We start from the raw sequence: 9,918 nt of genomic DNA on the forward strand, positions 1-9,918 counted from the left end.
AAGACTCTCCGCGGTTCAAACGATGGTGAACAGCGGTTGGTCGTACTCAACCGGCTGGCCGTCTTCGACAAGAATGGACTCGATCACACCGCTGGTTTCAGCTTCGATGTGGTTCATCATCTTCATCGCTTCGACGATGCACAGGGTGTCGCCCTTCTTCACGCTCTGGCCGACTTCAACGAAGGCTGGCGAGGTAGGCGAAGACTTGCGGTAGAAAGTACCGACCATCGGCGAACGGGCCACGGTGCCGTTCAGCGCGGGTGCGGCCGGTGCTGCAGGAGCGGCGGCGGCAGCAGGAGCGGCAGCGGCAGGCGCAGCCACTGGAGCGGCAACCGGAGCCGGTGCGTAGTACTGCTGGGCTGGAGTCTTGCTGTGGCGGCTGATGCGTACGGACTCTTCGCCTTCCTTGATCTCCAGCTCGTCGATGCCGGACTCTTCCAGCAGTTCGATCAGTTTCTTAACTTTACGGATATCCATGAATCATCAACTCCCAAGGGTCGGTCAGGGGCGTTTATCGCTTGTCGTTCAAGCGTTTGCCTGACGTTCAAGCTGTTCTAGGGCGGCCTCCAGGGCCAGTCGGTAACCGCTGGCGCCAAGGCCGCAGATCACTCCCACCGCAACATCGGAGAAGTAGGAGTGATGACGGAAAGGTTCGCGTTTGTGCACGTTGGACAAATGCACTTCGATGAATGGGATGCTCACCGCCAGCAGCGCGTCACGTAATGCGACGCTTGTATGCGTAAAAGCTGCTGGATTGATCAAAATGAAATCCACGCCTTCATCGCGGGCGGCATGGATGCGCTCGATCAATTCGTACTCGGCATTGCTCTGCAGGTACTGCAGATGGTGCCCGGCATCACGGGCCCGTTGCTCCAGGTCCTGGTTGATCTGGGCCAGGGTAGTTGCACCGTAGACCCCCGGTTCACGGGTGCCGAGCAGGTTCAGGTTGGGTCCGTGAAGAACCAGTAGGGTGGCCATCGGTTGTTCCTTGTTATCGGGGGCTGTTGTCAGAACCCGGCGACTATGCCGGAAAGACTTTATGACTGTCCAGTTCTCTGCAATAGCCAGCACGATGACCGATGTTTGCGCAAAATATGTGACCGACAGATTAAATCCGGTCATTTGCCCTCAAGAAGGGGCGCGTGCTTCTTGTTGCCCGTTTCGTCGCTGATGGCGGTGGGTTGTGGTTTGCGCGCCCGTTTCAGAGCCTAGACGCGGAACGCTTGGACTGCCGTATGCAATTGCCCGCCCAGGTCCAGCAGGTTTTCGCCCTGGGCCCGGCCTTCGCCGATGCGCAGCAGGTTGTCGCCACCCAACTGGTGGATGCGTTCGCTGTGATCGCGGATTTCGCTCACCGCGCCGCTCTGCTGGGCAGTGACATCGGCGATCCGCACGGCGGTATCGGCGATGGTCTGGATCGCCCCGACGATTTCGTCCAGGGCGCCATCGGCGGCCTGGGCCTGGCCGGCGGTGGCCTCGGCGTGTTCGACCTGGGCGCGCATGCCTTGTACCGATTGCTGGGCGGCGGCCTGCAGGCCGGCGATCAGGGTCTGGATCTCCGCGGTGGCCCCGGCGGTGCGCTGGGCCAGGGAGCGCACTTCTTCGGCGACCACGGCAAAACCGCGGCCCATTTCCCCGGCGCGGGCGGCTTCTATGGCGGCGTTGAGGGCCAGCAGGTTGGTCTGGTCGGCGATGGAGCGGATCACCGTCAGCACGCCGCCGATGGTGGCGGATTCCTGCGCCAGGTGTTCGATCATCTGCGCGTTGCCCTGGACTTCCCCGACAAGGGCGTGCAGCCCGGTGAGGCTCAGGCCTATGACTTTCTGCCCCTGCTGCACGGCGAGGCCAGCACTGCGGCTGGCGTCGGCGGCCTGGCTGGCGTCCCCGGCGACCTGCTGGATGGTGGCTTCCAGTTCGCCCAGGGCATCGCGGATCTGTGCGGTGTCGCCGGCCTGGCGCTCGGCGCCGCTGTGCAGGCCGCTGCTCAGGTCGGCCAGGGCACGGCTGCTGCCGGCCACTTGTTCGGCGTTCTGGCGGATGGTGCCCACCAGGTCCACCAGGTAGGCCCGCAGGCGGTTCAGGGATTCCTCGATGTCATGCAGTTCGCGGTTGGTCTTGCCCAGCTGGATCGGTCGGCTGAAGTCGCCTTCGGCCCAGGTCGACAGCGCCGGGGCGAGGTTGGTCAGAACCCGCGCCAGCTTGCGCTGCAAGGTGTCGATCACCAGGGCGATCAACAGGATCAGGCCGATCATCAGCCCCTGCATCAGCCGCACTTCGCCCTGGATCTGCCCGTGCTGGGCCCGTACCGCCGGTTCCAGCTCGGCGATGGCCTGGCGCACGGCGTTGATCTTCAGCAGGGTTGCGGCGCTCAGGTCGGCGCGCTTCTGGATCTGCTCGCGGGTGCGTTGCAGTTCTGCCGGATAGCGGCTGAGCAGGCTGTTGAGTTCACGCTTGAAGCCTATGCCGGCATCTTCGGCGGCGGCTTTTTCGGTGTTTTCCAGGCCCATCATGGCGGCGAAATCATCGGTGCCCGATTCGCTGCTGGCGGCCACGCCCAATAAAGGCAGGGCTTCGAGCTGATCGGCCTGGGCGCGGATGCTGTTCACTTCCCGTTCCACATCGGCGGCCAGCTCGCTGCGGCCACTGCTCACCAGCTTGTCCCGGGCCAGGGAGAGCTTGCCCAGGTGCTGGCAGGCGGTGAGCAATAAAGGCAGGTAGTTCGCCGCTTCCGCGCTCCTGGCCCCGCTGGCGTACTGGCTGAGCTGCTCCAGGTTCGCGCCCAACTCGCGTTCGGCCTGCAACAGCAGGGCCTGGGGATCGCCTGCCAACTTGCCGGCGGCCAGCAGGTCGGTCTTGCTGAAGTCGTCGAGGCTGGCCAGGCTCGGGCGCAGGCTTTGCGCCAGCGGTGGCGGCAGTTCGCCCAGCTCGCCCTGCAGGGTTTCCAGGGCCTGGGCCGCACTGCTCAGGCGCAGGGCATCGCCGCTGGCCAGGTAGTCTTCGATATTGCGCGCCACCTGGTTCTGAAACTGCTGGGACAGCCCCAGGTAGCGCTCCATCAATAGATAGGGGCGTTCCAGGGCCCGTTGCGACCACCACAGCGTCGCCCCCAGGGCGAGGCAAACGGCAACGAGCAGCAGGGTATTGAGATTGGTCAGCAGCTTCAGGCGCATCGGGGCTCTACCAACGGCTTAAATGGTAAGCGCCTGAATTTATTGCGTTTGTATTACAAGGTTATGACCGAATCGGTGGATTCGGATGAAAAGATGGCACTTTGACTTGATCGCGCGGCCTGGACCCGATTGCGCCCGCCATGCTTGGCCCGGTACAGGGCTTCGTCGGCCTGGCTGGCCATCATCAGGCTGTCGGAATCCTCCTGCATTTCCACCACCCCGGCGCTGAAGGTGCACCACAGGTCCTGGGGCTGGGCCGGGTAGTGGATCTCGGCAAAGCGCTGGCGGATTTCGTCCAGAACCTTGCATGCGGCGTCCTGGTCGGTGTCGGGCATGACAATGGCAAATTCTTCGCCGCCGTAGCGGCCGATGAAGTCGGTCTTGCGCAGGCGCTGTTTGAGAAACAGCGCCAGGCTCTTGATCACCCGGTCGCCCATGGGGTGGCCGTGGCTGTCGTTGACCCGCTTGAAGTGGTCGATATCCAGCATGGCGAAGCTCAGCGGCTTGCCCTCGCGACGGGCGCGGAAACTGCAGTCTTCCAGCAGTTGCAGGATATGGGTGTGGTTGTACAGGCCGGTGAGGCTGTCGCGGACCATCCGCGCCTTGAGGTTGCGCGCCCGGGCCGCGCGGTTGCGCACGGTGGTGATCAGGTGCCGGGGCTTGATCGGCTTGGTGAGGAAGTCGTCGCCGCCTTCGCTCATGGCGTCCAGTTGCTTGTCCAGGTCGTCCTCGGCGGACAGGTAGATGATCGGCACGCTGACGTAGCGGTCGTTGTGGCGGATTACCTTGGCCAGCTCGGTGCCGGTGCAGGCCGGCATGTACATGTCGAGAATGATCAGGTCAGGCTGGAAGTCCGCCAGCTCGGCCATGGCCTGGATCGGTTCGATCAGGGTGCGGGTGACGATCCCGGCGCTGTTGAGCAGGCGCTCGGTGTGCAGCGCCTGGGCCCGGGAGTCGTCGATGATCAGCACCTTATAGGGTTCGTACTGGGCGACGCAGGTCAGTACTTCGATTTTTTCCAGCAGGCTGGAGGCTTCCAGGGTGCCGGTGAGGAATTCCTGGCCGCCGGCGCGCACTGCGGCCAGGCGCGTCGGGGTGTCGGTTTCATGCAGGCTGAAGAACAGCAGCGGGAGTTTCTGCTCCAGGCCGACCTGGGCCTCGGCGGCCAGGGTCAGGCCCATGCCGGCACCGCAGAAATCCACATCGATGACGATGGCCGCCGGCAGGCGTTCGACCATGGACGAACGAAAGGCCGGAATGCTGTCCAGGGACTGGGCGCTGAGGCCGAAGAATTCCAACTGCTTGGCCAGGCGCTCGGCCCGGTCGTGGTCCTGCAGCATCACGTAGATCGGCTTGCGCAGGGGCGGCAGGAAGGTCTGTTCCAGTTGGTCGCCGTGGCGCAGCCCGGTGCGCGACAGGCGCTGCATCAGGCGGTTGAGGTCGGTGATCAGGTTGCTGCTGAGGCGGCCACGGTTGGCGTCCACCGCTTCCAGGGACTGGCTGATGCTGCGGGCCAGCTGGGTATGTTCGGGTTGTTCGAAACGTTCGGCGAAGCGCAGCAGGCGCAGGTTGGCCTCGCACAGCTCCGACATGTCGGTGGTCGACCATTCGCTGCGTTGCAGACGCTGCCATATCTCAAGAATCTGACGTGCCTGATGAATTACCCGCTGGGCAAAGTGGTGCTTGAGGCGCTCACGGCTGGGGTCTTCTGGCTCGGTCATATCCTGACTACTAGTTAGGGTGCATGCTGAGATCGACTGGTGGCTCTATGCTAGCACCACTTTTGTGTCCCATGAGTGTCGTACGTCAATAATGTGCAAAGCGACGTTATTCAGTTCCTGACCGACTGGTCGCGTAGGCTCCGGACTGTGCTTCATTTATAGTGGCCAGCTGATTCGCAATCATTGCGCGGCGCGCATTTGCCGGAAGATTTATCCCGTCAAGGCAAGGCACGATGGAGTAGGGTTGTGGTCGAACCGATGAACTCAAGTGATTGAAAGGACATAGCCATGCTGGATTGGAAGAATCGCGCAGGCAGCGCGCCAGATCGTGCTGCCGAACCCAAGTCGGCGACACGCAGCTATTTCGGTGGCCTGCTGTTCAGTCGTGCCCTGGCCACCTTGCTGGGCCTGTATCTGCTGGTCACCGGTGCCCTGGGCTGGTACTGGAGCCAGGAGCCGGCGCTGTTCCCGGTCCAGCAGAACGCCCAGATCGCCGCCGAGAAGGAAGGCCGACAGATGGTGGTGGGCTACACCACCGTGGAAACCCTGAAGACCGTGGTCGGCACCCTGCTGGACAAGCCGGGTGGCTACATTTCCAACGACCGTTTTCCACCGGGGCTGTGGATGGACAACATGCCGAGCTGGGAATACGGCGTGCTGGTCCAGGTCCGCGACCTGACCCGTGCCCTGCGCAAGGACTTCGCCCGTTCCCAGTCGCAGTCCGCCGAAGACGCCGACCTGGCCAAGGCCGAGCCGCGCTTCAACTTCGACAACAAGAGCTGGATCCTGCCGTCCAGCGAATCGGAGTACCAGGAAGGCATCAACTCCCTGAGCCGCTACCAGGCGCGTCTGTCCGATCCGAACCAGAAGACCGCGCAGTTCTATGCCCGCGCCGACAACCTCAACAACTGGCTGGGTGACGTTGGCACGCGCCTGGGCTCGCTGTCCCAGCGCCTGTCGGCCAGCGTCGGCCGGGTCAAGCTCAATACTGCTCTGAAGACCGAAGTGCCGGCCCCGGGCCAGGGCCCGCAGGTCGATGAAGAAGTGGTGGAAACCCCGTGGATGCAGATCGACAACGTGTTCTACGAAGCCCGTGGCCAGGCCTGGGCGCTGTCGCACCTGCTGCGGGCCATCGAGGTGGACTTCGCCGATGTGCTGGCGAAGAAGAACGCCACCGTCAGCGTGCGCCAGATCATTCGCGAACTGGAAGCGTCCCAGGAGCCGGTCTGGAGCCCGATGATTCTCAATGGCAGCGGCTTCGGCGTGCTGGCCAACCACTCGCTGGTGATGGCCAACTATATTTCCCGGGCCAACGCGGCGGTCATCGACTTGCGTCAATTGCTCAATCAAGGCTGATCCATGGTCGCAACCGACAAAGAGGCGGCCCACCGCGCCGCCTCCGATGCAGAACAGATTGCCTGGGTCGATGGCGAAGACCAGTTGCTGGGTGCCATGGTCCGTTCCGAGTTGCGCGAGCGCGGCCTGATCGGGCGTGGCACCTACATCATGCTGTTCAACTCCGCCGGTGAGCTGTGCGTGCACCGGCGAACCCTGAGCAAGGCCATCTACCCGGGCTACTGGGACGTCGCTGCCGGCGGCATGGTCCTGGCCAGCGAGAGCTACGCCGAGTCGGCCGCCCGGGAACTGGAGGAGGAACTGGGGGTGAGCGGGGTGGAACTGGTCGCCCACGATCATTTCTTCTTCGAGGACACCGGCAACCGCCTCTGGTGCTCGGCGTTCTGTGCGGTGTGGGACGGCCCGCTGCGCCTGCAGCCGGAAGAAGTCCTCGAAGCGCACTTCATGCCACTGGATCAGGTGCTGCGGGAAATCCACGAAAAGCCCTATTGCCCGGACTCCCTGGCTGCCCTGCAGCGCTATCTGGCACGGCGTCGCTAAAGTTGCATAAATTGGCGCTGATTGGCTCTTAGCAACCGGGCTTTTTGCCGTTACACTGCGCGACTTTTCAAGCTGAACTAGGCTGCCCTGGTTCAGTAGCGCTGCCCCTGCCTGAGTGGGGCTTCGCGGTCGATGGCACCGCCATGTGCTTCGACCAGTCTTTGTCCTCCCAAGAGGATTGCCGGTGGCCAAAAAAGCCGCATCCTTCGCCGCCCTTGGTGGCCTGGTATTTTCCACCGACGCAGGTCGACATTGCCCGGACTGTAGCCAGCCGGTAGCCGCCTGTATCTGCAAACAAACCGTGATCCCGGCCGGCGACGGCATTGCCCGCGTGCGCCGCGAAAGCAAGGGCCGTGGCGGCAAGACGGTGACCACCATCACCGGCGTGCCCCTGGCCGAAGATGCCCTCAAGGAGCTGGCCACGACGCTGAAGAAACGCTGTGGCACCGGCGGCGCCCTGAAAGACGGCGTCATCGAAATCCAGGGCGACCATGTCGAGCTACTCTTGGCGGAACTGGTCAAGCACGGTTTCAAGGCGAAGAAGTCCGGCGGCTAGCAGCCTCTGTGAAAACCACCTGTGACTGGACCCTGTCTTGATTCGCTCAGGACACCGGCGTCGTCTCCATGGTTTTCACAGAGCCTGTTCATGAACGGTTTCTAAACTCGGCACGGCGGGCGCGGTCTATTGCGCTTGCAGGCTAATCGTCATTTTCATTCTTTAGACTGCGCCAGCCCTGGAGTGGGGCGGCGCTCTATGACTTCTTTATAGGGGACTTCGATGTCCGTACGACGCACACGTAAAGACGATGGCAGCCAATGGACAGTTGCGGACAGCCGCAGTGTCTACGGGATTCGCCATTGGGGGGCCGGGTATTTCGCGATCAATGACGCCGGTCGCGTCGAAGTTCGTCCGAACGGCCCGAGCAGCTTGCCCATCGATCTGTTCGAGCAGGTCGAGGAGCTGCGCAAGAGCGGCTTGTCCCTGCCGTTGCTGGTGCGCTTCCCGGACATCCTCCAGGACCGCGTGCGCCAGCTGACCGGTGCCTTCGATGCCAACATCGGGCGCCTGGAATACCAGAGCAAGTACACCGCGCTGTACCCGATCAAGGTCAACCAGCAAGAAGCGGTGATCGAGAACATCATCGCCACCCAGAATGTTTCCATCGGCCTGGAAGCCGGCTCCAAGCCGGAGCTGCTGGCGGTACTGGCCCTGGCGCCCAAGGGCGGCACCATTGTCTGCAACGGCTACAAGGACCGCGAGTTCATCCGCCTGGCGCTGATGGGCCAGAAGCTGGGCCACAACGTGTTCATCGTCATCGAGAAAGAGTCCGAAGTGGGCCTGGTGATCGAGGAAGCGGCGTCCCTCAAGGTCAAGCCACAGGTGGGCCTGCGGGTGCGCCTGTCGTCCCTGGCTTCGAGCAAGTGGGCCGACACCGGTGGTGAAAAGTCCAAGTTCGGCCTGTCGGCGGCGCAACTGCTGTCGGTGGTGGAGCGCTTCCGCGCCGCCGGCCTGGACCAGGGCATTCGCCTGCTGCACTTCCACATGGGCTCGCAGATCGCCAACCTGGCGGACTACCAGCACGGCTTCAAGGAAGCGATCCGCTACTACGGCGAGCTGCGCAACCTCGGCCTGCCGGTGGACCACATCGACGTCGGCGGCGGCCTGGGTGTGGACTATGACGGCACCCACTCGCGCAACGCCAGTTCGATCAACTACGACATGGACGACTACGCCGGCGTGGTGGTGGGCATGCTCAAGGAATTCTGCGACGCGCAGAGCCTGCCGCACCCGCACATCTTCTCCGAGAGCGGCCGCTCCCTGACCGCCCACCACGCCATGCTGGTGGTGCAGGTCACCGACGTCGAGAAGCACAACGACGACGTGCCGCAGATCGACAACAAGCAGGAGCTGCCGGAAACCGTGCAATGGCTGGTGGACCTGCTGGGCCCGACCGACATTGAAATGGTCACCGAAACCTACTGGCGCGCCACTCACTACATGAGCGACGTGGCCGCCCAGTACGCCGACGGCAAGCTGACCCTGGCCGAGAAAGCCCTGGCCGAGCAGTGCTACTTCGCCGTATGCCGGCGCCTGCACAACTCGCTCAAGGCGCGCCAGCGTTCCCACCGCCAGGTGCTGGACGAACTCAACGACAAGCTGGCCGACAAGTACATCTGCAACTTCTCGGTATTCCAGAGCCTGCCGGACACCTGGGCCATCGGCCAGGTCCTGCCGATCCTGCCGCTGCACCGCCTCGACGAAGAGCCGCTACGCCGCGCGGTGTTGCAGGACCTGACCTGCGACTCCGACGGCAAGATCAAGCAGTACGTCGACGAGCAGAGCATCGAGACCAGCCTGCCAGTGCATGGCCTCAACGAGGGCGAGGACTACCTGCTGGGGATCTTCCTGGTGGGCGCCTACCAGGAAATCCTTGGTGACATGCACAACCTGTTCGGCGACACCGACTCGGTGAACATCTACCAGCGGGCCAATGGCAGCGTGTACCACGCCGGGATCGAGACCCACGACACCATCGAAGACATGCTGCGCTACGTGCACCTGTCGCCGGAGGAGTTGATGACCCACTACCGCGACAAGGTGGCCAGCGCCAAGATCAGCGCCGCCGAGCGTACCCAGTTCCTTGACGCATTGCGCCTGGGCCTGACCCGTTCGTCCTACCTGTCTTCCTGACAGCCCCGGCGAACCCTGGAAACCCACCGCTTGCGGTGGGTTTTTTTTGCCCGCAATTCAGGCTGTACGGCCTGCGTGCACGAGGTTCAGCGAGCCTCGGCGAACCAGCGGTCGCGGCGCTGCAGGTGCCAGGCGAAGGCGCCCAGGGTCAGGCTGCGCAGGAACATGAACAGCAGGAACGTCAGCCACAGGCCGTGGTTGCCCAGGCCTTGCAGAGCCCAGGCAAAGGGCAGCAGCAGGAGCACGGTCAGGAGCATGCCGTTGCGCATTTCCCGGGCCCGGGTGGCGCCGATGAACAGGCCGTCCAGCAGGTAGCTCCAGACCGCAATCAACGGCAGTACGGCGAGGTAGGGCAGGTAGGTAAAGGCGGTCTGGCGCACGTCGGGAATATCGGTCTGCATTTCGATGAACAGGTGGCCGCCCAGCAGGAACAGCACGG

The 9,918-nt window shown here is 63.3% G+C and carries 8 protein-coding genes and 1 pseudogene; 4 read left to right on the forward strand and 5 right to left on the reverse strand.

Annotation, left to right across the window (positions count from 1 at the left end):
- Window positions 1-15: 15 nt before the first annotated feature.
- From accB to gcbA, 4 genes are all read right to left on the reverse strand, one after another.
- Window positions 16-477 (reverse strand): acetyl-CoA carboxylase biotin carboxyl carrier protein, encoded by a 462-nt coding sequence (accB, locus tag F6S12_RS18940; RefSeq protein ID WP_015633997.1) that lies wholly within the window; start codon window positions 475-477, stop codon window positions 16-18.
- Window positions 478-525: 48 nt separating this feature from the next.
- Window positions 526-978, reverse strand: a complete 453-nt coding sequence (aroQ, locus tag F6S12_RS18945) for a type II 3-dehydroquinate dehydratase (RefSeq protein ID WP_011059042.1) — start codon at window positions 976-978, stop codon at window positions 526-528.
- 230 nt (window positions 979-1,208) lie between these two features.
- Complete coding sequence (locus tag F6S12_RS18950; RefSeq protein WP_315869206.1) at window positions 1,209-3,170, reverse strand: methyl-accepting chemotaxis protein; 1,962 nt, start codon at window positions 3,168-3,170, stop codon at window positions 1,209-1,211.
- 53 nt (window positions 3,171-3,223) lie between these two features.
- Window positions 3,224-4,891 carry a diguanylate cyclase GcbA gene (gene gcbA / locus F6S12_RS18955; RefSeq protein ID WP_015634000.1) on the reverse strand — a complete coding sequence of 556 codons (1,668 nt, stop codon included), beginning with the start codon at window positions 4,889-4,891 and terminating at the stop codon, window positions 3,224-3,226.
- A 288-nt stretch (window positions 4,892-5,179) separates the two neighbouring features.
- Here gcbA and F6S12_RS18960 point away from each other — a divergent pair, with 288 nt between their 5' ends.
- The 4 genes from F6S12_RS18960 (at window position 5,180) to speA (ending at window position 9,479) form a co-directional block, all read left to right on the forward strand.
- A complete protein-coding gene (locus F6S12_RS18960; protein WP_011059045.1) occupies window positions 5,180-6,247 on the forward strand; it encodes a DUF2333 family protein in 1,068 nt (355 codons plus the stop codon).
- A gap of 3 nt (window positions 6,248-6,250) precedes the next feature.
- A complete protein-coding gene (locus F6S12_RS18965) occupies window positions 6,251-6,787 on the forward strand; it encodes an NUDIX hydrolase (protein ID WP_011059046.1) in 537 nt (178 codons plus the stop codon).
- 184 nt (window positions 6,788-6,971) lie between these two features.
- The gene (locus F6S12_RS18970; RefSeq protein WP_015634001.1) at window positions 6,972-7,343 is read left to right on the forward strand and encodes a translation initiation factor Sui1; all 372 of its coding nucleotides are present in this window, start codon (window positions 6,972-6,974) and stop codon (window positions 7,341-7,343) included.
- Window positions 7,344-7,565: 222 nt separating this feature from the next.
- Entirely contained in the window at window positions 7,566-9,479 is a 1,914-nt protein-coding gene (gene speA, locus F6S12_RS18975) for an arginine decarboxylase (protein ID WP_011059048.1), read from the forward strand.
- Between the two features lie 86 nt (window positions 9,480-9,565).
- On the opposite strand, the pseudogene F6S12_RS18980 reads toward speA, so the two are convergent.
- Window positions 9,566-9,918 (reverse strand): annotated as a pseudogene (locus F6S12_RS18980) (MATE family efflux transporter); the annotation flags it as partial.

This window comes from Pseudomonas sp. JV245A (assembly GCF_032424515.1).
Classification (GTDB): Bacteria; Pseudomonadota; Gammaproteobacteria; order Pseudomonadales; family Pseudomonadaceae; genus Aquipseudomonas; species Aquipseudomonas protegens.

What these genes read in the sequence shown, in the direction of transcription:
- speA (WP_011059048.1), top strand. Translation starts at nt 7,566, where the DNA reads ATGTCCGTACGACGCACACGTAAAGACGATGGCAGCCAATGGACAGTT.
- F6S12_RS18950 (WP_315869206.1), bottom strand. Translation starts at nt 3,170, where the DNA reads ATGCGCCTGAAGCTGCTGACCAATCTCAATACCCTGCTGCTCGTTGCC.
- accB (WP_015633997.1), bottom strand. Translation starts at nt 477, where the DNA reads ATGGATATCCGTAAAGTTAAGAAACTGATCGAACTGCTGGAAGAGTCC.
- F6S12_RS18960 (WP_011059045.1), top strand. Translation starts at nt 5,180, where the DNA reads ATGCTGGATTGGAAGAATCGCGCAGGCAGCGCGCCAGATCGTGCTGCC.
- aroQ (WP_011059042.1), bottom strand. Translation starts at nt 978, where the DNA reads ATGGCCACCCTACTGGTTCTTCACGGACCCAACCTGAACCTGCTCGGC.
- F6S12_RS18965 (WP_011059046.1), top strand. Translation starts at nt 6,251, where the DNA reads ATGGTCGCAACCGACAAAGAGGCGGCCCACCGCGCCGCCTCCGATGCA.
- gcbA (WP_015634000.1), bottom strand. Translation starts at nt 4,891, where the DNA reads ATGACCGAGCCAGAAGACCCCAGCCGTGAGCGCCTCAAGCACCACTTT.